This is a genomic window from Serratia sp. BIGb0234, from assembly GCF_024809915.1.
GTDB lineage: Bacteria > Pseudomonadota > Gammaproteobacteria > Enterobacterales > Enterobacteriaceae > Serratia > Serratia liquefaciens.
In genome coordinates, this window is record NZ_JANUEI010000003.1 from 548,360 (window position 1) to 573,662 (window position 25,303).

The 25,303-nt window shown below is 57.0% G+C and carries 20 protein-coding genes and 1 other RNA gene; 14 read left to right on the forward strand and 7 right to left on the reverse strand.

The genetic code is table 11. From position 1 onward, the window contains the following. Positions 1-4: 4 nt before the first annotated feature. Both M2407_RS15370 and M2407_RS15375 read right to left on the reverse strand, forming a co-directional pair. Positions 5-1,087 carry an ABC transporter permease gene (locus M2407_RS15370; protein ID WP_046372694.1) on the reverse strand — a complete coding sequence of 361 codons (1,083 nt, stop codon included), beginning with the start codon at positions 1,085-1,087 and terminating at the stop codon, positions 5-7. Next, positions 1,080-2,633, reverse strand: coding sequence for a sugar ABC transporter ATP-binding protein (locus tag M2407_RS15375; RefSeq protein WP_115058081.1), 1,554 nt, complete (start codon positions 2,631-2,633; stop codon positions 1,080-1,082). Before M2407_RS15375 ends, M2407_RS15370 begins: the two co-directional genes overlap by 8 nt. Positions 2,634-2,995: 362 nt before the next feature. Here M2407_RS15375 and M2407_RS15380 point away from each other — a divergent pair, with 362 nt between their 5' ends. From M2407_RS15380 to M2407_RS15390, 3 genes are all read left to right on the forward strand, one after another. Continuing rightward, positions 2,996-3,814, forward strand: a complete 819-nt coding sequence (locus M2407_RS15380; protein WP_020828506.1) for an IclR family transcriptional regulator — start codon at positions 2,996-2,998, stop codon at positions 3,812-3,814. Between the two features lie 122 nt (positions 3,815-3,936). Next, a complete protein-coding gene (argO, locus tag M2407_RS15385) occupies positions 3,937-4,554 on the forward strand; it encodes an arginine exporter ArgO (protein WP_020828505.1) in 618 nt (205 codons plus the stop codon). 122 nt (positions 4,555-4,676) lie between these two features. After that, the gene (locus tag M2407_RS15390) at positions 4,677-5,408 is read left to right on the forward strand and encodes an oxidative stress defense protein (protein WP_071888896.1); all 732 of its coding nucleotides are present in this window, start codon (positions 4,677-4,679) and stop codon (positions 5,406-5,408) included. A 389-nt stretch (positions 5,409-5,797) separates the two neighbouring features. Here M2407_RS15390 and M2407_RS15395 read toward each other — a convergent pair whose 3' ends face one another. Next, entirely contained in the window at positions 5,798-6,691 is an 894-nt protein-coding gene (locus M2407_RS15395) for a LysR family transcriptional regulator ArgP (RefSeq protein WP_020828503.1), read from the reverse strand. Positions 6,692-6,893: 202 nt separating this feature from the next. Here M2407_RS15395 and rpiA point away from each other — a divergent pair, with 202 nt between their 5' ends. Then, positions 6,894-7,550 (forward strand): ribose-5-phosphate isomerase RpiA, encoded by a 657-nt coding sequence (gene rpiA / locus M2407_RS15400; RefSeq protein ID WP_020828502.1) that lies wholly within the window; start codon positions 6,894-6,896, stop codon positions 7,548-7,550. A 324-nt stretch (positions 7,551-7,874) separates the two neighbouring features. Then, positions 7,875-9,113: a phosphoglycerate dehydrogenase gene (serA, locus tag M2407_RS15405; RefSeq protein ID WP_020828501.1), complete on the forward strand. Its 1,239-nt coding sequence runs from the start codon at positions 7,875-7,877 to the stop codon at positions 9,111-9,113. 46 nt (positions 9,114-9,159) lie between these two features. On the opposite strand, the gene M2407_RS15410 is transcribed toward serA, so the two are convergent. From M2407_RS15410 to zapA, 3 genes are all read right to left on the reverse strand, one after another. Next, entirely contained in the window at positions 9,160-9,768 is a 609-nt protein-coding gene (locus M2407_RS15410) for a 5-formyltetrahydrofolate cyclo-ligase (RefSeq protein ID WP_020828500.1), read from the reverse strand. Between the two features lie 28 nt (positions 9,769-9,796). Then, positions 9,797-9,979: non-coding RNA, 6S RNA (gene ssrS, locus M2407_RS15415), on the reverse strand. A gap of 41 nt (positions 9,980-10,020) precedes the next feature. Beyond that, positions 10,021-10,350: a cell division protein ZapA gene (gene zapA / locus M2407_RS15420; RefSeq protein WP_012146623.1), complete on the reverse strand. Its 330-nt coding sequence runs from the start codon at positions 10,348-10,350 to the stop codon at positions 10,021-10,023. A gap of 321 nt (positions 10,351-10,671) precedes the next feature. On the opposite strand from zapA, the gene M2407_RS15425 reads away from it, so the two are divergent. The 9 genes from M2407_RS15425 to M2407_RS15465 all read left to right on the forward strand — a co-directional run bounded on the left by M2407_RS15425 (position 10,672) and on the right by M2407_RS15465 (position 24,767). After that, the gene (locus M2407_RS15425; RefSeq protein WP_041414927.1) at positions 10,672-11,250 is read left to right on the forward strand and encodes a YecA family protein; all 579 of its coding nucleotides are present in this window, start codon (positions 10,672-10,674) and stop codon (positions 11,248-11,250) included. Positions 11,251-11,311: 61 nt separating this feature from the next. Next, the gene (gene pepP / locus M2407_RS15430; RefSeq protein WP_259218548.1) at positions 11,312-12,625 is read left to right on the forward strand and encodes a Xaa-Pro aminopeptidase; all 1,314 of its coding nucleotides are present in this window, start codon (positions 11,312-11,314) and stop codon (positions 12,623-12,625) included. A gap of 4 nt (positions 12,626-12,629) precedes the next feature. After that, a complete protein-coding gene (gene ubiH, locus M2407_RS15435; RefSeq protein ID WP_020828497.1) occupies positions 12,630-13,808 on the forward strand; it encodes a 2-octaprenyl-6-methoxyphenyl hydroxylase in 1,179 nt (392 codons plus the stop codon). A gap of 86 nt (positions 13,809-13,894) precedes the next feature. Continuing rightward, positions 13,895-15,097, forward strand: a complete 1,203-nt coding sequence (gene ubiI, locus M2407_RS15440; RefSeq protein WP_046372700.1) for an FAD-dependent 2-octaprenylphenol hydroxylase — start codon at positions 13,895-13,897, stop codon at positions 15,095-15,097. Between the two features lie 549 nt (positions 15,098-15,646). Beyond that, the gene (gene gcvT, locus M2407_RS15445) at positions 15,647-16,744 is read left to right on the forward strand and encodes a glycine cleavage system aminomethyltransferase GcvT (protein ID WP_048760857.1); all 1,098 of its coding nucleotides are present in this window, start codon (positions 15,647-15,649) and stop codon (positions 16,742-16,744) included. Positions 16,745-16,788: 44 nt separating this feature from the next. After that, positions 16,789-17,175 carry a glycine cleavage system protein GcvH gene (gene gcvH, locus M2407_RS15450; protein ID WP_020828494.1) on the forward strand — a complete coding sequence of 129 codons (387 nt, stop codon included), beginning with the start codon at positions 16,789-16,791 and terminating at the stop codon, positions 17,173-17,175. An 86-nt stretch (positions 17,176-17,261) separates the two neighbouring features. Beyond that, on the forward strand, positions 17,262-20,141 hold the full coding sequence (gene gcvP, locus M2407_RS15455; RefSeq protein WP_020828493.1) for an aminomethyl-transferring glycine dehydrogenase: 2,880 nt from the start codon (positions 17,262-17,264) through the stop codon (positions 20,139-20,141). 240 nt (positions 20,142-20,381) lie between these two features. Continuing rightward, complete coding sequence (locus M2407_RS15460) at positions 20,382-23,666, forward strand: autotransporter domain-containing protein (RefSeq protein WP_259218550.1); 3,285 nt, start codon at positions 20,382-20,384, stop codon at positions 23,664-23,666. Positions 23,667-23,801: 135 nt separating this feature from the next. After that, positions 23,802-24,767, forward strand: coding sequence for a zinc-binding alcohol dehydrogenase family protein (locus M2407_RS15465; protein ID WP_149573844.1), 966 nt, complete (start codon positions 23,802-23,804; stop codon positions 24,765-24,767). A 4-nt stretch (positions 24,768-24,771) separates the two neighbouring features. On the opposite strand, the gene M2407_RS15470 is transcribed toward M2407_RS15465, so the two are convergent. Continuing rightward, positions 24,772-25,302, reverse strand: a complete 531-nt coding sequence (locus tag M2407_RS15470) for a GNAT family N-acetyltransferase (protein ID WP_128865169.1) — start codon at positions 25,300-25,302, stop codon at positions 24,772-24,774. Position 25,303: the final 1 nt, after the last annotated feature.

Genomic DNA, 25,303 nt, shown 5'->3' on the forward strand with positions numbered 1-25,303 from the left:
CTGGTTAAGGATTGATCGCTTTTTGGTTATTTTTATCAGCCGTAGCGGCTGGGCTGCGTTGTACCGCTTTTTGATTGAGTAACCGGCGGCGTTGGGCATAGCCCGCCAGGGTGATCGACAGCAACAGCGTCGCACCGTTGAACAGTGGCTCGACCCAGAATTCACCGCCGAACTGTTGGATACCGGCGATGCCGATAGCCAGAATGGCAATGCCAACCACGGTGCCCCAGACGTTAACCCGGCCCGGGCGAATGGTGGTGCTGCCGAGGAAGGCGCCGACCAGCGCCGGCAGCAGGTAGTCCATGCCGACGCTGGCCTGACCAACGCCCTGTTCGGCGGCGATCAGTACGCCACTGAAGCCAGTCAGCACGCTGGAGGCGATAAAGGCGCCAATGGTAAAGCGATTGACCGAGATGCCGTTCAGCCGTGCCGCTGCCGGATTGCCGCCCACGGCGTACATGCAGCGGCCAAGCGGGGTATGTTCGGTGATTAACCACAGCACCACGGCGACGATCAGCACGTAGAATGCGACGATCGGGATCCCGCCGATCTCGGTATGGTGCAGGGCGATGAAAGCATCCGGCAGATCGCCGACGATCTGCCTCCCGCCGGAGTGCCACAGCGCAATGGCATACAGCACGGTGCCGGATCCGAGCGTGGCGACGAAGCTGTCGATGTCCGCCAGTGCCACCAGAATGCCGTTCAGCAGGCCGTACAGAGCGGAAAGGGCCAGCACCGTCAGTACCGCCATCTGCCACGAAAAGCCGTATTCCACCTGCAGGGTGATGGCCAGGATATGCCACAGCACGATGCCGAAACCGACGTTAAGGTCAATTTTGCCGACGATCATCGGGATGGTCGCCGCCAGTGCCAGCAGCGCAATCTTGGCTTTGCTGGAGAGGATTGCCTGCAGCGTCAGCATGGACGCGAAAGACGGTGCGATCAGCGAAAATAGCACCACCAGCGCAACGCACAGCAGCAGCAGGCCGTAGCGGGTGAGAACCTGCATCAGCCAGGGGCCGGCACCGTCCTGCGACAGGCTGACTCTTTGCTCCAGTGCCGTTGATTTAACAGATGTTTTAGACATGGCCTACCTCAGATTCTAACGTTGTCGCGAGGGGTTCCCCGGAGCTGGCGGAGGCCAGTTCCAATAAATTGGCGAATGACACCTGCTGATTTTTCAGCTCGCCGACCACTTTTCCCCGGTTGAATACCAGTGCGCGGTTGCAGATATGGGCGATCTCTTCAAAGTCATTGGAGATCACCAACACCGCGATGCCGTCAGCCAGGGATTTATTTAACAGATGGTAGATTTCCGCCCGGGCCCCTACGTCTACACCGGCGGTGGGATCTTCCAGGATCAGTAATGGGGCACCGAGGTGCATCCAGCGCGCCATCACCACCTTTTGCTGGTTCCCGCCGGACAGGGCGCTGATATCGATATTGACGTCCTTGGGCCGCACGTCGAACAGCTGTACTTTCCACCAACTGGCGCCGATTTCGGCCCGGCGGCTGTAGCGGGAAAGCAGCTTGTGGCCACTGGCACAAGGGTTGATAAACAGGTTTTCACGCACGCTCATCGACATCACCAGGCTTTCGCCGGTACGGTCACCCGCCACCAGCGAAACGCCGCAGGCCATGGCCTGTTGTGGGCTACTGGCGCTATAGGGTTGGTCGCGAAAGCGGATTTCACCTTCATCGGCATGACGCAGGCCGAACAGCAGGCGACCAATCTCTTCTTGGCCTGCGCCGCGCAGGCCGGCCAGCGCCAGCATTTCACCGGGCTGCAGGTTAAAGCTGACCGGGCCGATATCGCCCACCACCACGTGATTGAGCTGCAACACCGGCGGCTGATTTTCCGGCAGGGGCTCGCGCTGATCTTCTGCCATTGCCTCACCGACGATCATCTGCACCAGATCCCGCAGCGAATAGTCGGCGGTATTGCCGCCCGCCACATAGCGGCCGTCGCGCATGACGCATACCCGGTCGGCAATCTCGATCACTTCGTCCAGTCGATGGGTGACGTAAATCATGCCGACCTTTTTGTCGCGCAGCCGGTTAATGACGGCAAACAGATGACGCACATCGTTGGCGGGCAGCGAGGCGGTCGGCTCATCCAACACCAGCAGTTCGGCGTTAACGGCCACCGCCCGGGCGATCGCCAGCAGCGATTTCTCGGTGCGCGACAGTTCGAACACCCTGGCGTCGGGATCCAGCGCGATGCCGACATCCTGCAGCGCCTGAGCGGCGCGGCGGCGAATGGCTCGCCAGTCGATCAGGCCGAAGCGGCGTGGGAATCCCATCACCAGCGCCATGTTCTCCGCTACCGTCATCCATTCGATCAGCCCGAGATCCTGATGAATAAAGGCAATAGGTTGGCGACTGTCACTTTTTATCGCCGCGGCGGAGGCTATGCTGGTCCCCTGAAACTGAATGTCGCCACCGTCGCGTGGATACACCCCGGCCAGCACTTTGATCAGCGTCGATTTGCCGGCGCCATTTTCGCCCAGCAGGGCCAGGACTTCGCCCGGCATCACCTGCAGACTGACGTCGTTTACCGCAACGTTGCCGCCAAAGCGCTTAACGATATGGCTGAGGGTTAGAATGGGTTGTTCCGCATTATCTGGTGTCATGTGATGCGCCCCTGATAGTGAAATACGCAATCGGATTTATGCATTCTGGTGTTTATATGTCCGTTAAATTTCAATATGCGAAATTCAATTTCAAAAATAATATGCCGAACGCCAATCTAAAGCAAAGCCGGAGGTGTTTTAATTCTTGTTTTAAAACAACTGGTTATTTATATCTTTGCGGAATTGTGACGTACAACTCACTTCAGGGGTTAGCAGAATGTTGCGCATTTTTAACCTGCTGCTGACAATGAAACGGCGTTCCGTCTTCACCTGATGCGGGCCTTGGGGTAACATTCCCGGCAAAGGGGCCGTTTGCCACACCGTGGCGTTGGCCGGCGGTTCGACACTGGAGAAATTGCGCAATGAGCTTGAAAGCTGTCGAAGAGAAAGATGACAAGAAAGACAAACCCCTGGGCAGTCAAAGCCTGTTCCGTGGATTGCAACTGATTGAGATCCTGAGCAACTTCCCTAACGGCTGCCCACTGGCGCACCTGTCTGAGTTGGCCGGCATGAACAAAAGCACCGTCCATCGCCTGCTGCAAGGGTTGCATACCAGCGGATATGTGACACAGGCGCCGTCGCCCGGCAGCTATCGCCTGACCACCAAGTTCATTTCGGTCGGCCAGAAAGCGCTTTCTTCGCTGAATATTATCCACGTTGCCGCACCACATCTGGAGCAGCTCAATCTTGAGGTGGGGGAGACGGTAAACTTCTCCAGCCGTGAAGACGACCACGTTATTTTGATCTACAAGCTGGAGCCCACCACCGGCATGATGCGCACTCGTGCCTATATCGGTCAGCATATGCCGCTGTACTGCTCGGCGATGGGCAAGATATTTATGGCCTACGGCAACAGTGATTATCCGGAACACTACTGGCAGACACATCAGCATGAGATCCAGACGCTGACGCGCAATACCATTACCGAATTACCGAAGATGTATGAGGAATTGGCCGACATTCGCAAACAGGGCATGGCGATGGATCGCGAAGAAAATGAGCTGGGCGTGTCCTGCGTAGCGGCGCCGGTGTTTGATATTCAACAGCGGGTGCCCTACGCGGTATCGGTATCGTTGCCGACCGCCAAACTGCAGCAAATCGGCGTTAAAGCCCTGATTAAGCCAGTGCTGGCAACCGCACAGCGCATTTCTCAGGAGCTGGGTTTTGTCATTCCCGCCTGATTATTAGCATTGCTGATAGTTGATTAGAAATATCAATTTCACCTAATAATTTTTTCCTCCTATGATGCGCGTGTTGACCGACACGCGCCGCTGACCGGCGCACTCTTTCTGTGAGGAATACCATGCTAGCTGTCTTTCTGCAGGGCTTTGCCCTGAGCGCCGCGATGATCCTGCCGCTGGGCCCGCAAAATGTTTTTGTCATGAACCAGGGCATCCGCCGTCAGTATCATCTGATGGTCGCCTCACTGTGCGCATTGAGCGATGTTGTGTTGATTTGCGGGGGGATTTTCGGCGGGAGCGCGTTGTTGAGTCGTTCGCCGTTGCTGCTGGCGTTGGTCACCTGGGGCGGGGTTGCCTTTCTGTTGTGGTACGGCTGGGGGGCGTTTCGCACCGCGTTCAGCCGCCAATTGGCGCTGGCAACGGCCGAGGAACTGAAGCAGAGTCGCTGGCGGCTGGTGGTGACCATGCTGGCGGTAACCTGGCTTAATCCGCACGTTTATCTCGATACTTTTGTGGTGTTGGGCAGCCTGGGCGGTCAGTTGGCGCCGGACGTTCGTTCCTGGTTTGCGCTGGGGGCGGTGAGCGCGTCGATTCTTTGGTTCTTCGCGCTGGCGCTGTTGGCTTCCTGGCTGGCACCCTGGTTGAAGACCCAAATGGCACAGCGCGTCATCAATACGCTGGTCGGCGTGGTGATGTGGGGCATCGCATTGCAATTGGCCTGGCAGGGCGCAAGTTTATAAGAATTTGTCACTAATCCGAATTCAAAAGCCCGTGCGATATGCTACGTTTGATGCCAAGGAACCGGCCGTTTTCAGTCGAGAAAGGCCGGTAATCAGTTACAGCCTGTCATCAAGGAGACTCTGTGAAGCTTAAAGCATTGGCTATGGCCGCAATGATTGGATTAGGGACGTTACCGCTGGCGTTGCAAGCGGCTGAAGTGCCGGAAGGGCCGCACGTGGTGACCTCTGGCACTTCAAGCGTTGACGCCACTCCAGATATCGCCACCCTGGCGATCGAGGTCAGCGTTTCTTCTAAAGACGCGGCACAGGCGAAGAAGCAGGTCGATGAGCGCGTAGCGCAATATTTTGATTTCCTCCAGAAAAACAATATCGAGAAGAAAGACATCAGCGCCGCAAACCTGCGCACCCAGCCGGAATACGATTACCTGAAAACCGGTGAGTCGGTGCTGAAAGGCTACCGTGCAGTTCGTCAGGTGCAGGTAACTCTGCGTCAGTTGGATAAGTTGAACGAGCTGCTGGACGGCGCGTTGAAGTCTGGCCTGAACGAGATCCGCGCCGTTGAGTTGGGCGTAGCCAAACCGGATGTTTACCGCGAACAGGCGCGTCAGAAAGCCATCGAGAACGCCACGCAGCAGGCGGCTTCACTGGCGAAAGGCTTCAACGCGAAACTGGGGCCGGTTTACAGCATTCGTTATCACGTCGCCAACTACCAGCCGATGCCGGTAGCGCGCATGTACAAAGCGGCGGGAGCCGCTGCGGAAAGCGACGTGGCGCAAACCTACGAGCAGCAGAGCATTCACTTTGACGATCAGGTCGATGTAGTCTTCGAGCTGCAGCGCAACACGGCGCAGTAACATACCCGTCATACTTGAAGCTGCATCTGGGGTGACCGCCCTGGCCGCGTTACTCGGCAAAGCCTCGCCCCGTCGGGGCCAACGCAAGCGCATCACAACAAAACCCTTGGTTTTGTTGTGATGCAACTCCGATTATTTAGGGTATAAGTCAGGTTTTTCAAACTGCTGATAAAACCTGTTATTAGCGAGAGCGTGCTGACGTGGTCGTTACGACCTTGGCCGTTGACCAATTTGCCGGGAGCAAATTGGAATGACTTCCAGTCGGCCCGGAGGATGGGATACAGGGATGCATCCCGTAATAGCCCCTCGGTACGCGAGATCCGGGAATCTCGGACTTAAAACAGCTTTGTTAGTAATCTGAGGTTCGCTGCGGCGAACCTTTTTACCTTTTAATCTTGACGCAGAACCTGACGACCGTGCTCCAGCAGGGCATCGGTCACTTTACGCATCATGCGGCTTTCCGGCGCGAAGCGGTGCCAGAACAGCATGCGGCGCTGGAACAGGCCTGGTGTCAGGTCGATAAGCTCACCCGACTCCAACTCTTTCTCAATCTGCAAATGCGGGATCATACAGCAGGTGGTGCCCTGACGAGCCAACTGCACGAAGGCTTCCGATGAGTTCACGATATGACAGGGAACGCTGCCCGGCGACAGATCAAAGTTCTGCTGCAGGAAAGCCTGGTGCATGTCATCGAGATGGTCGAACGCCACCGCCGGCGCTTTTAGCAGCGCAGAACGCGTGACGCCGTTCGGGAAGTAGCGCTCGGCAAAACCCTTCGAGGCGACAAACAGATAGTCCAGCGCACCCAACCGGTCTACCAGGCAGCTCGGCAGCGGCTGCGGTTGGATACTCACCGCGCCGACCACTTCACCGCGCCGCAGGCGTTCCTGAGTACGGGTTTCGTCTTCCACCTGCAGGTTCAGGCGGATAGGAGAGTCCGTCAGCACCGGTTTTAACGCCGGTAGCAGCCAGGTGGCGAGGCTGTCGGCGTTGACCGCCAGCGACAGCAGCAACGGCGTGTCGATACCGGTGTCGTTGCCCAACCACTCCTCTTCCAGCAACTCGACCTGGTGCAGCAGCGCCAGCAATTTTTGGCCCTGCTCGGTCGGGCGCGGCGGTACGGTGCGGACCAGCAGCGGTTGGCCGAACAGGTTTTCCAACTGCTTAATGCGCTGGGATACTGCCGATTGGGTGATACAAAGCTTTTGCGCGGCGCGCTCAAAGCCGCGCTCACGGATCACCGCGTCCAGCGCTTGCAGCGTTCGATAGTCTGGGCGTTTCATCGGAAAGATATCCCTTACAGTAATAGATACAGGCACTATGCCACATCTGGGGTGTTTTACAGGTGGAAAATCACCGCGCGACTTTACCGCGACGCGCCTAAAAATGCGGCTTAGGGTGAAGAAGTGTGATCCTGCCTGAGTGAAAAATAGCGATTTACCCTATAATACGCACACGTTTTCGTACAGAGGCAATGGACATATTATGACGCAGGATGAACTGAAAAAAGCGGTTGGCTGGGCCGCGCTGGATTACGTAACCCCTGGCACCATCGTTGGGGTAGGTACCGGCTCCACCGCCGCCCACTTTATTGACGCGCTTGGCTCGATCAAGCATCAGATCGAAGGGGCGGTGTCCAGCTCCGACGCCTCCACCGCCAAGCTGAAAAGCCTCGGCATCCACGTGTTCGACAGCAACGAAGTGGATTCTCTGGATATTTACGTTGATGGTGCGGATGAAATCAACCGCCAGATGCAGATGATCAAAGGCGGCGGTGCCGCGCTGACTCGCGAAAAAATCATTGCCGCCATCGCGCGCAAATTTATCTGCATCGTCGATGCCAGCAAGCAGGTCGACGTGCTGGGCAAGTTCCCGCTGCCGGTCGAAGTGATCCCGATGGCGCGTTCCTATGTGGCGCGTGAACTGGTGAAGCTGGGTGGCTTGCCGGAATATCGTCAGAATGTGCTGACCGATAACGGCAACGTGATCCTCGATGTGCACAACCTGAGCATCGTCGACGCCATCGCGCTGGAAAACAAAATCAACGGTATCGCCGGCGTGGTGACCGTCGGTTTGTTCGCCAACCGCGGCGCCGATGTGGCGCTGGTCGGCACGCCTGAAGGTGTGAAAGTCGTCGAATAACCGCATGTGTTAGCAGGGGCGTCGCCATGGCGCCCCTCTGGAATACGATCTTGGATCCCAGCGGACCGCATAATTCACTGGCTAAAATATCTTTTCTTTAAAGCGCCAAATTTGGTGACATATGTCACATTGTCAGCGTTAGCTCCACAAAGCTTCTGTCTATTTCTTTCCCTATGGCATTTTCTGCCACAAACCGCCAACATCGCTGAGCCTTGTACTGACGGGCGGGCAATCGTTTGTATTGCTGCCCGCGTTATTTTTGTTATGTTGGATGCGTGCTGTTAACAACAGCCGCTTCTGAAGTCTGAACATAGGGTCGGGTAAATGGCAAAAGTATCATTGGAGAAAGACAGGATTAAATTCCTGTTGGTGGAAGGGGTTCATCAGAGCACGGTAGATAATCTGCTGGCAGCCGGATATACCAACATTGAATATCACAAAGGTGCGTTAGACACCGAAGCGCTTAAGGCATCCATCCGCGATGCTCACTTCGTCGGCATCCGATCGCGTACGCATCTGACCGAAGAAGTCTTCGCCGCTGCAGAAAAGCTGGTGGCGGTAGGGTGTTTCTGCATCGGCACTAACCAGGTTGATCTGAAGGCGGCGACCAAACGCGGCGTTCCGGTGTTTAACGCACCTTTCTCTAATACCCGATCCGTGGCCGAAATGGTGCTGGGCGAACTGCTGCTGATGCTGCGCGGCATTCCATCCGCCAACGCCAAAGCGCACCGCGGCGAATGGCAAAAATTGGCCGTGGGCTCGTTTGAAGCGCGCGGCAAGAAGTTGGGGATTATCGGCTACGGCCATATCGGTACCCAACTGGGCATCCTGGCCGAAGGCCTGGGCATGAAAGTGTTCTTCTACGATATCGAGAACAAGCTGCCGTTGGGCAATGCTCAGCAGGTGCGCCACCTGTCAGACTTGCTCAATATGAGCGATGTGGTGACGCTGCACGTGCCGGAAACCCCATCAACCAAAAACATGATGGGTGCAGAAGAGCTGGCATTGATGAAGCCGGGCTCGATTCTGATCAACGCTTCGCGCGGCACCGTGGTGGATATTCCGGAACTGTGCAAGGTATTGGCCAGCAAGCACTTGGCCGGCGCGGCGATCGACGTCTTCCCGGAAGAGCCTGCGACCAACAGCGAGCCGTTCAACTCACCGCTTTGCGAATTCGATAACGTGATCCTGACCCCGCACATTGGCGGCTCCACTCAGGAAGCGCAGGAGAATATCGGTGACGAAGTGGCCGGCAAGCTGGCGAAATATTCCGACAACGGCTCAACCCTGTCGGCGGTAAACTTCCCGGAAGTGTCCCTGCCGGCGCATGGGCCTAACGCCAGCCGCCTGCTGCACATCCATGAAAACCGTCCGGGTGTACTGACGCAAATTAACCAGATCTTCGCTGAAGAAGGGGTGAACATCGCCGCGCAGTACCTGCAAACCGGTGCGGAAATCGGCTATGTGGTTATCGATATTGAAGCGGAAACCGAGCGTGCCGATGCGGCATTGCAACGTATGAAGGCGATTGACGGCACTATCCGTGCTCGCTTGCTGTTCTGATTGAACGTGCTGTAACTAATAAAGGCCGGATTTATCCGGCCTTTTGCTATTTAACGATCTGCCAAACCCAATTCTGCGCGGGGGTAACAATCTCCGGCAGCGGAATATCCCAGTGTTCCACCGGCACCTGTTCGACCTGCTGGCAATCATGGGCCAGGCCTATCGGATAAGGGCCACGGTGTTGCCAGTTTTGCAGCGTGCGATCGTAGAAGCCACCCCCCATCCCCAGGCGCTGGCCCGCGCTGTCAAAGGCCACCAACGGCGTCAGTACCACGTCGAGCGAGCCCAATGGCAGCACGTGGCGCACGTCGAGCTCGGGCTCGAGAATGTTGAAGCGGTTGTGCACCAGCGGCGTTTCAGGGGTGTAATGCAGGAATAACAGATTACCCTTGCTGAACGGGTGCAATACGGGCAGATAAACCTGCTTGCTCAACTGCCACAGCCGTTCAATCAACGGGCGGGTATTTAGCTCACCGTCGAACGACAAAAATACCGCGATATTCTGCGCTGCCAGGATGCGTGGATGTGCAGCGATGCGTTCAGCTATCTGCAGGGAGGATTGTTGTTGTTGTTCAGGCGTTAGAGCGCGTCTACGCTGACGGATTTGATTTCGGATATTTTGCCGCTGCTGGGCATACTGGGCTTGAAAAGACATAGTCAGCACACATACCGCTGAGGAAGGGGGAATCTCCGAGATGCCGTCGCAGGCTGTAACCCTTGAACCCATGGTTCAAGGTGAACGTGCTGTCGCAATCTTAAGGCTTCTCGGCGGGCCGAGCATGCACACCGATCGCGGATCATCACATTCTGTTGGTACTAAATATCGGCTCAGGGGACTGGCCCGCTGGCGAACATCTCAGAGAAATTTTTTACTCATTGCCAAAACCTGAGATTTCAGCAACTTAAGTTATTCGAATTGTGCATCCTGACGTTCAGAGATGCGACCCTGTTCAAGCAAAGCCTGTTCAATGGTCTGTTGCAGCATGCGAATGCGTTGTTCCATATTGGACGCATAATCACGGGTTTTCAACCGTTCTTGAGCAAGTTCATGACAAACGTTCAATGCTGCGATGAAAACGAGCTGCTCAGTATTTGTGACTCTAGTGCGAACTTTAAGATCTTGCAACCGTTCGTTAAGATCGACCGCGGCCATGTTCAACGCATCTTGTTGTTCTGGCGGGCAATTGACTCTTAAAGAGCGACCAAAAATTTGAATATCTACCGGTTGTGCAGACATGCCACCTTCCTGCCTAAATTTCGCGCCAGCCCCAGCTTGCCCTGACCGGGCCTACCAAAGCGGGCGCCACTATATATACCTCGGTACCAAGATACAACCCCTTTTTCAGTACCTGGTTGTAATCTACTGCGTCAGACATTACCAGTCAAAAAAGGGTTTCAAAATGCGTATTTAGCGTCATTTCGTCCCCTGCCGGCAGCGTGTGAGTTCTGACACATCACGATTATAACTAGCCACTGAGGTGTCGCGCTTATCTGGTACAGCGACGGACCTTGGTGGTAGCATAACACGAACTTATCCTGCCAACGATGACGAATGCGCATGTCTATACAGAATACATTTCCAAGTTACCAATCTTTGACCGTTGCTCTCAACCAGCAAGCGGTGGCGTTAACCGCAGCAGAAATGCACGGCCTGATCAGCGGCCTGCTGTGCGGTGGCAGCCGCGACGCTGGCTGGCAATCGCTGGTCTACGATCTGACCAATGAAGGCGTGGCCTTCCCGCAGGCGCTGAGCCTGCCGTTACAGCAACTTCATGAAATAACGCGTGAAACGCTGGAAGACGACGACTTCATGTTCCAATTGATGATGCCGGAAGGCGAAACCGTCAGCGTGTTTGACCGCGCCGATGCGCTGGCCGGTTGGGTGAATCATTTCCTGCTGGGGCTGGGCATGATGCAGCCCAAGCTGGCGCAGGTGAAAGACGAAGTGGGCGAGGCGATCGACGATCTGCGCAATATCGCTCAGCTCGGTTATGACGAAGACGAAGACCAGGAAGAGCTTGAGCACTCTCTGGAGGAAGTGGTGGAGTACGTGCGTGTGGCGGCCATTTTGTGCCACACCGAATTTACCCGCCATAAGCCGACGGCGCCGGAAAATGCCAAACCGACCTTGCACTAAACACCCGATTTCACGTCCTTAGCGGCCGTGAGCACAGGCAGATTGATTTCAGGAGAAGGTGATGACTCAGCAGGAATTCAACGGCCGCCGTCAGGCGCTGTTGGCTAAAATGGCTCCGGCCAGCGCGGCAATTATTTTCTCTGCGCCGGAAGTGACGCGCAGTGCAGATACCGAATATCCCTACCGTCAGAACAGCGATTTCTGGTATCTGACCGGCTTCAACGAACCGGGTTCGGTGTTGATTCTGGTCAAGAGCGACGAGACGCACAACCACAGCGTGCTGTTCAACCGGGTGCGCGACCTGACGGCGGAAATCTGGTTTGGCCGTCGCCTGGGGCAAGAAGCGGCTCCGGCGAAACTGGGCGTGGACCGCGCGCTGCCGTTCGATGAAATCAACGATCAATTACCCCTGCTGCTCAATGGCCTGGACGTGGTTTACCACGGGCAGGGCCAATACGACTACGCCGATAAAATCCTGTTCGACGCGCTGGACAAGCTGCGTAAGGGTTTCCGCCAGAATCTTCAGGCACCGGCGACCGTGACCGACTGGCGTCCGTGGGTGCATGAAATGCGCCTGTTTAAATCGTCTGAAGAGCTGGCGATCATGCGCCGCGCTGGTGAAATCAGCGCGCTGGCCCATACCCGCGCGATGCAGAAATGCCGCCCCGGCATGTTCGAATACCAGCTTGAAGCAGAAATTCATCACGAATTTACCCGCTTTGGCGCTCGTTATCCGTCTTACAACACCATTGTCGGCGGCGGTGACAACGCCTGCATTTTGCACTACACCGAAAATGAAAGTGAATTGCGCGATGGCGATCTGGTGCTGGTCGACGCCGGCTGTGAGTATAAAGGCTACGCGGGTGACATCACTCGTACCTTCCCGGTCAACGGCAAGTTCAGCCGGCCGCAGCGTGCGGTGTATGACATCGTGCTGGCATCGCTGACGCGTGCCCTGGAGCTGTTCAAACCGGGTACCAGTATCCGTGAGGTTAATGATGAGGTGGTACGCATCATGATCACCGGGCTGGTGGAGCTGGAGATCCTGAAGGGCGAAGTGGAGCAGCTGATTGCCGAACAGGCCCATCGTCAATTCTACATGCATGGACTTGGCCACTGGCTGGGGCTGGATGTGCACGACGTCGGGCATTACGGCACGCCAAACCGTGACCGCACGCTGGAGCCGGGCATGGTGTTTACCGTCGAGCCAGGGCTGTACATCGCGCCGGATGCCGACGTGCCGGAAGAGTACCGCGGCATGGGCATTCGCATTGAAGATGACATTGTGATCACTGCCAACGGTAATGAAAACCTGACCGCCAGCGTAGTGAAAGACGCTGACGCCATCGAAGCACTGATGGCGGCGGCAAGGTAACGGCATGAGCGTAATTATTGTTGGCGGCGGCATGGCGGGCGCGACCTTGGCGCTGGCCATTTCATCGCTCACTCAGGGAAGAATGGCGGTTGATCTGGTCGAAGCCACCCGACCGGACGATCGTAGCCATCCGGGATTTGACGCCCGCGCCATTGCCTTGGCGCAGGGCACCTGCCAACAGTTGACGCGTATCGGCGTTTGGCCGGCATTGCGCGATTGTGCGACGGCCATCACCGAGGTACACGTCAGCGATCGCGGTCACGCCGGGTTCGTTAATCTGTACGCGCAAGATTATCAGGTTGACGCGCTAGGGCAGGTGATTGAACTGCACGACGCCGGGCAACGGTTGTTTGCGTTGCTGGCCAAGGCACCCGGCGTCACGCTGCATTGTCCGGCCAGAGTGGTCGATGTGGTGCGCACGGCGGAGCAGGCCGAGGTATTGCTGGATAATGGTCGGCGTATCAGTGGAAAATTGCTGGTGGCAGCGGACGGCTCGCGCTCGGCGCTGGCTCAGGCCTGTAATCTGCAATGGCAGCAAAGTGACTATCCGCAGTTTGCCACCATCGCCAACGTAACCACGGCAGTGCATCCGCAAGGGCGTGCCTTTGAGCGTTTCACCCGCTACGGGCCTTTGGCGCTGTTGCCAATGTCCCAGGGGCGTAGCTCATTGGTGTGGTGCCATGCACGCGAAGATCGTGAACAGGTTGATGCGTGGGACGATGCACGCTTTATCAGTGAATTGCAGCAGGCGTTCGGCTGGCGATTGGGGCGGATCCTGCGTGCCGGTAAGCGCCACAGCTATCCGCTCAGCCTATTGACCGCTAATCAGCACGTCAGCCATCGGCTGGCTCTGGTGGGCAATGCCGCCCAGACGTTGCATCCGATCGCCGGTCAGGGGTTCAACCTTGGCCTGCGCGACGTGATGTCGCTGGCGGAAACGCTGGCCCAGGCACAGCAGGACGGGGAAGATCCCGGTGGCTATGCGTTGTTGAGTCGTTATCAACAACGCCGCCAGCAGGATCAGCAAGCGACGATTGGCGTCACCGACGGTTTGATCCGGCTGTTCGCCAACCGTTACGGTCCTTTGGTGGTCGGACGTAATCTCGGTCTGATGGCGATGGCCCAATTGCCGGCGGTGCGTGATGCCTTTGCCAAGCGGACTTTGGGCTGGGTAGATCGCTAGGCAATAATCAGTAGCGGCGCAGCGTGTTGCGCCCAAAAGCGCTGGGCAATCACTGCGCAGCGCGTCATTTAAGGAAATTAAGCAGCATGCAATCATTTGACGTGGTTATCGCCGGTGGCGGTATGGTGGGGCTGGCACTGGCTTGCGGATTGCAGGGCAGCGGCCTGCGCGTTGCGGTGCTGGAGCATCAGCAACCGGATATGACACCGCCGCCGCCACAGCCGGCACTGCGCGTATCCGCCATCAACGCCGCCAGCGAGCGCCTGCTGCAGCATATTGGCGTCTGGGACGAGATCCTCAACCTGCGCGCCAGTGCCTATAACGCGATGGAAGTGTGGGATCGCGACAGCTTCGGCAAGATTGCCTTCCGCGGTGACGAATGCGGCTTCAGCCACCTCGGCCACATCATTGAAAACTCGGTGATCCAGCAGGCGTTGTGGAAACGGGCGGCAAGCCTGAGCGATGTCACGCTGATTACCCCGGCGGCGCTCAAACAGGTAGCCTGGGGCGAAAACGACGCGTTTATCACCCTCGAGGACGGCCGCATGCTGACTGCCCGGCTGGTGATCGGCGCCGACGGCGCTCACTCCTGGCTGCGTCAGCATGCCGATATCCCGTTGACCTTCTGGGACTACCGCCATCATGCGTTGGTGGCCACCATTCGCACTGAAGAGCCGCATTTGGCGACGGCGCGTCAGGTATTCCACGGCGACGGCATTCTGGCATTTCTGCCGTTCAGCGATCCGCATTTAAGCTCCATCGTCTGGTCGGTTGCTCCTGAAGAGGCCGAACGCCTCAAGCAACTGGAGCCCGAGCAGTTTAACCGTGAGTTGGCGATGGCCTTCGATCTGCGCCTTGGCGCCTGCCAGTTGGAAAGCGAACGCCAGACCTTCCCGTTGACCGGGCGCTATGCGCGTAGCTTTGCTGCACACCGTCTGGCATTAGTGGGCGATGCTGCCCATACCGTGCATCCGTTGGCCGGCCAGGGGGTCAACCTGGGCTTTATGGACGCCGCCGAGCTGATCGCCGAATTGCGCCGCCTGCAACGTCAGGGCAAGGACATCGGTCAACACCTGTATCTGCGCCGCTATGAGCGTCGTCGCAAACACGGTGCAGCGGTCATGCTGGCCAGCATGCAAGGGTTCCGCGAACTGTTTGACGGCAATCACCCGGCGAAGAAGTTGCTGCGCGATGTCGGGCTGCGGCTGGCTGACAGCCTGCCGGGCGTGAAGCCGAAGCTGGTGCGCCAGGCTATGGGCCTGAACGATCTGCCGGATTGGCTGGCCTGATCACCGCCTGAGAGAGACCGGTTTGCCGGTCTTTCTGTCTTGTTTCCCCGTAGCGTTATCGCTCTCCAAAGGCGCAGATCTGCGCCTTATGCTCATAGCTTTTCCTTATATAACCCTTCATTTGAAATAATCTAATTTCAGGCTGTTTTTACCATTACTTTTTCTAATTCCATAACCGGTTATCAAAAGTCGAAATTCCGTCTCTGGCCGTGGGTTTGTTATATAACTTCGGATTTTTGGTGCTCTAATTGTTGGTTTTGTGCCTTAAAGCGCAGTTTTCCAGTTTAAAACTCTGCACACTAGCCCAGCTTTTTACTGGCGCAGAACGCCGCCCAGCCTATTTTAACTTATGGTTAATGTGGTCGTTCGGTGATAACGTCAGGGCAAAGGTATCGTTTGCGTCGCGGCGATTTGCCGCAGTTTTTGTCAATTTCGACGCAGCGTTTCTGTTGGGCAGTCAGTGCGCCACGCAATCCGGCCACGAGCCATAATCTGACGTATTGCGTAGCAGCACCCTATCTTCAGCTTCTGAGTGGAATGAGGGAAAAGATGGCAAAGCAAACCCCACTGTACGACCAGCACGTGGCGTGCGGTGCGCGCATGGTAGATTTTCATGGCTGGATGATGCCGCTGCATTATGGCTCCCAGATCGATGAGCACCACGCCGTGCGTCAGGATGCCGGTATGTTCGACGTCTCCCATATGACCATTGTTGATTTGCGCGGTGCCCGTACCCGCGAATTCCTGCGTTACCTGCTGGCGAACGATGTCGCCAAGCTCACCCAGCCTGGCAAAGCGCTGTACACCGGCATGCTGAACGCGTCCGGCGGCGTAATCGACGACCTGATCGTTTACTTCTTTACTGAAGACTATTTCCGCCTGGTGGTGAACTCCGCGACTCGCGACAAAGACCTGGCCTGGATCGAAGAGCACGCAGCGCCGTATGGCGTAACGCTGACGGTGCGTGACGATCTGGCGCTGATTGCAGTGCAGGGCCCACAGGCCAAAGAACGCGCGGCTACCTTATTCACCCCGGAACAAAAAAACGCGGTTGAAGGCATGAAGCCTTTCTTCGGCGTGCAGGCAGGGGATCTGTTTATCGCCACCACCGGTTATACCGGCGAAGCGGGTTATGAAATCGCCCTGCCGAAAGAGCAGGCGGCGGATTTCTGGCAGCAACTGCTGGCGGCGGGCGTTAAGCCAGCCGGGCTGGGCGCGCGTGACACGCTGCGTCTGGAAGCTGGCATGAACCTGTATGGCCAGGAGATGGATGAAAGTATTTCGCCGTTGGCCGCCAACATGGGCTGGACCATCGCCTGGCAGCCGGAAGATCGTCAGTTTATCGGTCGTGACGCGCTGGAAAAACAGCGTGAGCAGGGCACCGAACAACTGGTCGGCTTGATCATGACGGAAAAAGGCGTATTACGTAATGAGCTGCCGGTGCGTTTCACCGATGCGGCAGGCCAGACGCATGAAGGGGTGATCACCAGCGGTTCATTTTCACCGACCCTGGGCTTCAGCATCGCCCTGGCCCGCGTCCCTGCCGGTATCGGCGAACAGGCTATCGTACAGATCCGCAACCGTGAAATGCCGGTCAGGGTCACCAAACCTGGCTTTGTGCGTGCCGGTAAGTCATTGATTAATTAATTTTTGTTTATTGATACTTTATTTCTTCGAAGGAGTAGCTGGCGATGAGCAATGTGCCAACAGAATTGAAATACGCATCCTCCCACGAGTGGGTTCGTTCAGAAGGTAACGGCGTTTACACCGTAGGTATCACCGAACACGCGCAGGAACTGCTGGGCGATATGGTGTTTGTTGATTTGCCAGAAGTGGGCCGTGTCGTTGCCGCAGGCGAAGATTGCGCCGTGGCGGAATCCGTTAAGGCGGCATCGGACATTTACGCGCCAATCAGCGGCGAAATCGTAGCGGTAAACGCTGAACTGGAAGGTTCTCCGGAGCTGGTGAACAGCGAGCCTTACGGTGAAGGTTTCCTGTTCCAGATTAAAGCATCAGACGAGAGCGAGCTGGCGAACCTGCTGGACGCCGGTGCTTATCAGGCTTCTATCGACGAGTAATCCATGCAACGCCCCAGGTCTTTCTGCCGGGGCGTTTTAGTTCAGGCTATATCCCGTACCACGCCAGAATTCAGGAATTTGTAGCAATGACTCAGACACTCAGCCAACTTGAACACAGCGAAGCGTTCATCGAACGTCACATCGGCTCTTCTGCAGAACAACAGCAGCAGTTGCTGGAAGCGGTGGGCGCACGCTCGCTCAGCGCGCTGATCCAACAGATTGTGCCGGCAGACATTCAACTGCCTGCGCCGCCGCCGGTGGGCGATGCGGCAACTGAACATCAGGCGTTGGCCGAACTGAAGGCGATTGCCTCGCAGAATCAGCGCTACAAATCCTATATCGGTATGGGCTACAGCGCGGTGCTGACGCCGCCGGTGATCCTGCGCAACATGCTGGAAAACCCAGGTTGGTACACCGCTTATACCCCGTATCAGCCAGAAGTATCCCAGGGCCGTCTTGAGGCGCTGTTGAACTTCCAAACCCTGACCCTGGATTTGACCGGTTTGGATCTGGCGTCCGCCTCGCTGTTGGACGAAGCCACCGCGGCTGCCGAAGCGATGGCGCTGGCCAAACGCGCCAGCAAGCTGAAAGACGCCAACCGTTTCTTCGTGGCTGATGACGTACATCCTCAGACGCTGGACGTGGTGCGTACCCGCGCCGAAACCTTTGGTTTCGAAGTGATCGTGGATAAAGCCGAGAAAGTTCTGGAGCTGCAAGGCGTGTTCGGCGTGCTGCTGCAACAGGTCGGCACCACCGGTGAACTGCACGACTACAGCGCACTGCTGGCCGAGCTGAAGAACCGTAAAATCGGCACCAGCGTGGCAGCCGACATTATGGCGTTGGTGCTGCTGACCGCACCGGGCAAACAGGGAGCCGACGTGGTGTTCGGTTCTGCACAGCGTTTCGGCGTGCCGATGGGCTACGGCGGCCCACATGCCGCCTTCTTTGCCTGTCGCGACGAATTCAAACGCTCAATGCCGGGTCGTATCATTGGCGTTTCCCGCGATGCCGCCGGCAACACCGCGCTGCGCATGGCGATGCAAACCCGTGAGCAACATATCCGCCGCGAAAAAGCCAACTCGAATATCTGTACCTCGCAGGTGCTGCTGGCCAACATAGCCAGCCTGTATGCGGTGTACCATGGCCCGCAGGGCCTGCAACGCATCGCCGGGCGCATCCATCGTCTGACCGACATTCTGGCCGCCGGGCTGCAACAAGCCGGGCTGGCATTGCGCCATAAAACCTGGTTCGACACCCTGACGGTAGAAGTGAAAGACAAGGCCGCGGTGCTGGAACGTGCATTGAGCTTCGGCATCAACTTGCGTACCGACATTCACGGTGCCGTAGGCATTACGCTGGACGAAGCCACCTCACGAGAAGACGTGCAGACGCTGTTTGCCTTGCTGGCGGGTGACGATCACGGCCTGGACATCGACGCGCTGGACGCCGCGGTGAGTAAAAACAGTCAGTCGATCCCGGCAGCCATGCTGCGTCAGGATCCGATCCTGACTCACCCGGTGTTCAATCGTTATCACAGCGAAACCGAGATGATGCGCTATATGCACCGTCTGGAACGCAAGGACCTGGCGCTCAATCAGGCGATGATCCCGCTGGGCTCCTGCACCATGAAGCTCAATGCCGCGGCGGAAATGATCCCGATCACCTGGCCTGAATTCTCCGAACTGCACCCGTTCTGTCCACCGGAGCAGGCGGCAGGTTACCAACAAATGATTGGCCAACTGTCGCAGTGGCTGGTGCAACTGACTGGTTATGACGCGGTTTGCATGCAGCCGAACTCCGGCGCACAGGGTGAATACGCCGGTTTGCTGGCGATCCGTCGTTACCATGAAAGCCGCAATGAAGCAGGCCGTCATATTTGCCTGATCCCAAGCTCTGCGCACGGCACCAACCCCGCTTCCGCGCAAATGGCGGGCATGAGCGTGGTGGTGGTCGCCTGCGACAAGAACGGCAACATCGATCTGCATGACCTGCGCGTCAAGGCAGAACAGGCGGGCGAAGAACTGTCTTGCATCATGGTGACCTACCCGTCGACCCACGGCGTGTACGAAGAAACCATCCGTGAAGTGTGCCAGATCGTTCACCAGTTCGGCGGCCAGGTCTACCTCGACGGCGCCAATATGAATGCGCAGGTGGGCATCACCACCCCAGGTTACATCGGGGCGGACGTTTCGCACCTTAACCTGCATAAAACCTTCTGTATCCCGCACGGCGGCGGTGGCCCAGGCATGGGCCCTATCGGCGTGAAAGCCCACCTGGCCCCGTTTGTTCCAGGCCACAGTGTGGTGCAGATCGACGGCGTGACCACCCAGCAGGGCGCGGTCTCCGCTGCGCCGTTCGGCAGTGCTTCTATCCTGCCAATCAGCTGGATGTATATCCGCATGATGGGCGCGGAAGGGTTGAAGCAGGCCAGCCAGGTGGCAATCCTTAATGCCAACTATATTGCGACCCGTTTGAAGGACGCGTACCCAGTGCTGTATACCGGTCGCGATCATCGCGTGGCGCATGAATGTATTCTCGATATTCGTCCGCTGAAGGAAGAAACCGGTATCAGCGAAATGGATATCGCCAAACGTCTGATCGACTACGGCTTCCATGCGCCGACCATGTCGTTCCCGGTGGCGGGCACGCTGATGGTTGAGCCAACCGAGTCGGAGAGCAAGGTTGAACTGGATCGCTTTATCGATGCGATGTTGGCGATTCGCGCAGAAATTGACCGGGTAGCAAAAGGTGAATGGCCGCTGGAAGATAACCCGCTGGTAAACGCGCCACACGTGCAGGCGGAGCTGGTCAGCGATTGGCAGCACGCCTACAGCCGTGAGCTGGCGGTGTTCCCTATCGCCGGAGTACGTGAGAACAAATACTGGCCGAGCGTGAAGCGTCTGGATGACGTTTATGGCGATCGTAACCTGTTCTGTTCCTGCGTGCCGATGAGCGATTACGAATAAGTTTATTCGGCGAGGTTTGCCATCAGGAAGCAGCGCATTATGCGCTGCTTTTTTTATGGCTAAACCCTGAGAGTTTTCTTGCTTATATATTTGATTAATTACTGGTTATTTTATTTTTCTGCATTTTGTTACCCCGATCGTTTAAGACTCTCTCCAGTTTACTTTCCGTTTAAACCCCTGCGGCTAAATTGTCATCAGCAAACTATTTTGCAGGGAAGATTTACTGACAGGGAGTGCACTATGAAAAAGTTGGCTATCGCAATCGTTGCGGCTTTACCCTTGTGTTCCGCGCAGGCAATTGAGACTTATGACGTTCGGAATAACAGCGGCCAAACGGTGTTTAAACTGAATTTCTACGGTCCAACCGATGGCAGTTATTTAAATGATGATGGCGTTCCAAAACACTCCACCCGGGTGTTGGATGATGCTAAAAAATCTCAGGTGATCAGCGCCGCGCAACGCTGGGCCGATATTATCAAACCCCTGCCAGGCAAATTGCCGGGCGTAATCAACGTCGGCACCTTTGACGACGAGAATGCGGGAGCGATGAGCCCAGACGTCAGTGATGCCGCATTTAGCCTGACCCAGCTTCAGGCAGTGTTGCAGGGCCAGGATGCCGGCGAATTGAACAGCGGTGCCCATGCCGTCGTCCAGATCGGGAAAATGGATTTTACCCCTGGCCAGGCTTCGCCAGCACTGATCCCCACCGATCACCGTGCCGATCTGGAAGTCATCATTTTTCATGAAATAGCTCATGCATTAGGCATCAGCGCTGATGCCGGTGTGGCTGATGGTGTGACCCAGTTTGGTCCGACGTTCGGTAGCTGGAGTTCACACCTGTTTGATGACAATGGCAACCCTGCACAGCCGGGGCAGGCTATCTTGTGTACTAAGTGTGAGGGGCCGGACGACCCTTCGGCCTTTGACGTACGCAAGGATCGGGGTTATTTCGCCGGTAGCCACGTCAAGGAGGTATTGGCAGGCGCCATGCCGGGTGTTCCGGTGCGTATTCTCGGTGTGCTGGGCGATCTGGATGATGATTACATGTCCCACATTGAACTGGATCGCAGCTTGATGAGCCACCAAGACTACCGCAATTACACCATAATGATGGAAGCCGAGCTGGCGCTGCTGCAGGACATGGGGTACGGCATCGACCGCCGTAACTTCTTTGGTCACTCGGTGTACGGCAGTGGTCTGAATGTGGTTAACCCGCAGGGATATTTTGCGCGCAACGCCGCAGGTACTGGGTATATCGACGGCAAGGCCAATACCGCAGCCCGGGGTGTCGGGTTGCACATTTATGGCAGTAATAATCGGGTCGAGCAGCGCGGCGATATTTTGGCGGATGGTGTTGCCGCTGCAGGTATCAGAATTGATGGCGCAGGGAATACGCTCAGTATTGCACCTGGCGTGCGGGTGCAGGCCAACGGCGATTACGGCACCGGCTTATTGGTGGCTTACGGAGATAGCCACAGCATTATTCAACGCGGCAGCCTGGAAGCGACCGGTAAAGAAGGCATCGCCGCCAGGCTGGATTTCGGCAACAACCTGCTGGGTAATGAAACCGAATACCGTGGATCGTATATTTGGCGGTGGGCTGGGGTCGACCTGTCCCAATACCGCGCCGTGCCGCTGGTGTCTAACTTCGATATCACCGGCTCGTTGAAAGGGGCCAAAGCGGCCATCTACCAGTCGGTGAATGCATTGGCCGGTGCGATTAACCTGATGCGCGGCGCCGATATTCAGGGCGACATAATTTCCGATTATGCGCAACGGGACGAAAATAACCAGGCTCGCCTCACTCGCTTAACCTTCGGCCTGCAGCCAGATGCGCAGGGGCGGGTCACTGAGGTGGCGGATAACAGTTTTGATTTCACCTATAACGGCAATATCCGCGGCAAGGATAACCTTGCGCTGGTGGCCGAAGGCGGGAAAACCACGCTGAACGGCGACCATCAGGTCTATAGCGTTGATATCCAACCGGGCGCCCAATTGGCGGGTAATAGTCGCTATGGGCTGTCGGATGCCGGGCTGTTCACCAACAACGGCTTACTCACCACCGGGTCTCCTTTTGGCAAACTTTCGATCGACGGCAATTATCTTCAAGGGTCACAAGGGCGCCTGCAACTGATGTTTGACGGTCTGGGGCAGGGGGATCAGCTCCAGGTTAGCGGTAAATCCAACCTGGGCGGGGCTCTGGAGCTGCTGCCGGTCAAAGGTTGGTATGCCTCGGACTGGCAGATCAACAGTGCTTCCCTGCTGCAATTGGGCCAGGTTAACGGTGAGTTCGATCAACTGAGCGTTCAGGCACCATCACCGACGCTGAGTTTCCGCGTGGTGCCACTGGAGGCCGGGCAATATCAAATCAGCGCAACCCGTGACGTATCGGCCTACAGCCAGTACGCGCAGACTGCGAATGAACGAAATGTGGGTCTGGCGTTAGCCCATGCTGCGGCTACGGCGGGGGATGACCTGCGGTTGTTACTGACCGCGCTGGACTTCTCCAGCCCCGAAGGCCGGCAGGTGAATCGCGCGTTGGCTCAACTGGAGCCGTCGGCTTATAACAGCCTGATTCAGACCTCATTTGACCGCGAACGCCAGTTAACCCGGGCATTGACTGCGCCGGAACGCAATCTGACATTGGCACCCACCGGCGACGAGCCAGATTGGATCAGCTTTGCTCTGCCTTACGGCGGTGGCAATTGGCAAAATAATACGGGCAATATCGCCGGTTACAACGCATCGCGTTATGGCGTGCTGTTCGGTGCCGAGAAACGTAACGGGCTGGTAGCGGGCCTGACCACCGGGTTCCACGCGGCGGTCGGCGGGCAAACGGTCAATGCCAAAAGCGCCGATCGGGCACGTACGAACAGCACCTCATTTGATGTTGGCTTGCAGTTCAATTATGCGCAGGACGTGATGGCCGGGCCTTTCGCCTACGGTCTGGGCCGCATAGGGGCGGAGGATAATCAGATGAAGCGCCAGTTTGATGTTGCCGGCATCAGCGGTACCAGCAAAAGTCACTGGACGGCCTGGAATGGGTCATTGACCTTGGGTGGCGGCTATCATTTTGCGTTAACCGATACCTTCAGCCTCGGCCCGGTCGCGGCGCTGGACTATACCGCGACTACTCATCGCACAATCAAAGAGTCCGGGTTCGGTACCGCGCCGCTGCAGATTAAGGGGCGTTACGCCGACTCGCTGCAAAGCACGCTCGGCGTGGAGGCACTGTACCAGCAGCCGTTGCAGGGCTCACAGGCATTGTCCGCCACTTTGCGCCTGGGTTGGCAGCATGAGTTGTTAAGCAACAAGGTGACCCAGCGCGCTCAATTTGTGGGGTATAACGCCTCTGCCTTTGATAGCGAAAGCACCTTGGCCGGGCGTGATACGTTGGCCGCACAGGCCGGTGTGCAGTATCAACTCAACCAGGCGGTCTCTTTGGGCGCCGGCGTTTCCAGCGAACTGTTACGCCAGGGCAGTCATTCATTAGAGGGTAACGTTGCCGTGACCTGGCGCTTCTGATGTTTAAACCAGCTTGCCGCTGAGCGAATTTCAATAACACTTTTCGGCTAGATGTATTATCAAGGGACACGGCATGATGCAGTGTCCCTTTTCAATTATCGCCGCAGGGCCATCTGAACGGCGTGAGGATCCATGATGAGAGCAGCAATCGTAAACGCATTAGGGCAGGCACCGGTGTTTGGCAATATCGACGAACCGGTAGCGCGTGAAGGGGAAACGGTGATCGCGGTGAGCGTGGCCGGCATCAAACAACTGGATCGCGCCATAGTGGCCGGAACGCATTACTCAAGCCCGAAGATCTTGCCGATCGTGCCCGGCACCGATGGCGTTGGCTACGCGCCGGACGGTCAACGGGTCTATTTTGCCTCCTTCCGCCAACCGCACGGTGCGCTGGCAGAACGTAGCCTCGCCTCCTGGACGGTACCGGTGCCGAAAGGCGTGGATGATGCTACCGCCGCCGCGTTGATTAACCCAGCGTTTGCTGCCTGGCTGCCACTGCACTGGCGTGCCGAGTTACAGCCCGGTGAAACGGTGCTGATTGTTGGCGCGACCGGGACGTCAGGTAAGCTGGCAGTGGCGGCTGCACGTCAGGCGGGGGCGGGACGAATTGTCGCAGCCGGTCGCCGCCAGAGCGTGCTGGATGCGCTGGACGTTGATGCTACGGTCGATCTTGGACTGGAAGGGGCTGCATTGACACAGGCTTTCGCCGCCGCAGCGGGGCCGCATGGCTATCAGGTGATTGTCGATTATATCTGGGGGGCAGCGACCGAAGCCTTGCTTGCGACGCTTAACAACCACGATTTGTCTTCCTACGCAGGTGGGCGCGGCATACGTTTGGTCAACGTCGGATCGATGGCCGGGCCGGATATCCGACTGCCGGCGGCGGTGTTGCGCAGTAATCAACTACAAATCATGGGCAGCGGCACCGGCAACTTCCCGCCGGTGGCTGAAATGAAAAGATATGCCAGCGAAATCCTGGCATTGGCGGCGGCAGGGCAGATTTCGGTCGAAACCCAGGAGCACGGCTTATCAGAGATCGCTGAAGTCTGGGATCTGAACAAGAAAAGCGACGTGCGTTCGGTGATCCGTATTGCCCAATAGGCGGCTAGCGGCAATAGCAAACCAGGTGGATATCTTCCGGTTCGCGGGCGAACAGCTCTGCATCCGGCTGATCAATCACCTGGCAGCCCTGCGACAGGTAGAAATCCACGGTGTTTTTATTGGGGATTGAGGAGACGTACAGTCCCTGAGCCCCGCCTTTTCTGGCCTGCTGCAGACAACGGCGGAACAGGATTTTGCCCAGCCCTTTACCGCGTTGGGCGGCACCGACGTAGAAAAACAGCAGTTGGTGCAAGTCCTGTTGCGGGCCGCGTGGCAAGGTATCTACCGCCGCAGCAGCGACAATCTGACCTTTTTCGAACAGGGCGAAAAATGCCCCGCCGCGGGCAAAGCATTGTTCATGGATCGGCGTATAGGTTTCCCGATCGTGTGGATCCCAGCCGCGTACATCGTAATAGTCACTGTAAGGCTGTAACTCCCCGTCTTGCAGGCGATAAAGAGTATCAATAATTTCACTGCGGTCGATCTGCCACAGCGCATCAAGCTGGTGCTGCTGCAGTAAAATGGGATCGGTCATG

Bases quoted from the DNA above. Each gene is read 5' to 3' on its own strand.
- M2407_RS15370 (WP_046372694.1), bottom strand. From the start codon at position 1,087: ATGTCTAAAACATCTGTTAAATCAACGGCACTGGAGCAAAGAGTCAGC.
- M2407_RS15375 (WP_115058081.1), bottom strand. From the start codon at position 2,633: ATGACACCAGATAATGCGGAACAACCCATTCTAACCCTCAGCCATATC.
- M2407_RS15380 (WP_020828506.1), top strand. From the start codon at position 2,996: ATGAGCTTGAAAGCTGTCGAAGAGAAAGATGACAAGAAAGACAAACCC.
- argO (WP_020828505.1), top strand. From the start codon at position 3,937: ATGCTAGCTGTCTTTCTGCAGGGCTTTGCCCTGAGCGCCGCGATGATC.
- M2407_RS15395 (WP_020828503.1), bottom strand. From the start codon at position 6,691: ATGAAACGCCCAGACTATCGAACGCTGCAAGCGCTGGACGCGGTGATC.
- rpiA (WP_020828502.1), top strand. From the start codon at position 6,894: ATGACGCAGGATGAACTGAAAAAAGCGGTTGGCTGGGCCGCGCTGGAT.
- serA (WP_020828501.1), top strand. From the start codon at position 7,875: ATGGCAAAAGTATCATTGGAGAAAGACAGGATTAAATTCCTGTTGGTG.
- M2407_RS15410 (WP_020828500.1), bottom strand. From the start codon at position 9,768: ATGTCTTTTCAAGCCCAGTATGCCCAGCAGCGGCAAAATATCCGAAAT.
- zapA (WP_012146623.1), bottom strand. From the start codon at position 10,350: ATGTCTGCACAACCGGTAGATATTCAAATTTTTGGTCGCTCTTTAAGA.
- M2407_RS15425 (WP_041414927.1), top strand. From the start codon at position 10,672: ATGTCTATACAGAATACATTTCCAAGTTACCAATCTTTGACCGTTGCT.
- pepP (WP_259218548.1), top strand. From the start codon at position 11,312: ATGACTCAGCAGGAATTCAACGGCCGCCGTCAGGCGCTGTTGGCTAAA.
- ubiH (WP_020828497.1), top strand. From the start codon at position 12,630: ATGAGCGTAATTATTGTTGGCGGCGGCATGGCGGGCGCGACCTTGGCG.
- ubiI (WP_046372700.1), top strand. From the start codon at position 13,895: ATGCAATCATTTGACGTGGTTATCGCCGGTGGCGGTATGGTGGGGCTG.
- gcvT (WP_048760857.1), top strand. From the start codon at position 15,647: ATGGCAAAGCAAACCCCACTGTACGACCAGCACGTGGCGTGCGGTGCG.
- gcvH (WP_020828494.1), top strand. From the start codon at position 16,789: ATGAGCAATGTGCCAACAGAATTGAAATACGCATCCTCCCACGAGTGG.
- gcvP (WP_020828493.1), top strand. From the start codon at position 17,262: ATGACTCAGACACTCAGCCAACTTGAACACAGCGAAGCGTTCATCGAA.
- M2407_RS15460 (WP_259218550.1), top strand. From the start codon at position 20,382: ATGAAAAAGTTGGCTATCGCAATCGTTGCGGCTTTACCCTTGTGTTCC.
- M2407_RS15465 (WP_149573844.1), top strand. From the start codon at position 23,802: ATGAGAGCAGCAATCGTAAACGCATTAGGGCAGGCACCGGTGTTTGGC.
- M2407_RS15470 (WP_128865169.1), bottom strand. From the start codon at position 25,302: ATGACCGATCCCATTTTACTGCAGCAGCACCAGCTTGATGCGCTGTGG.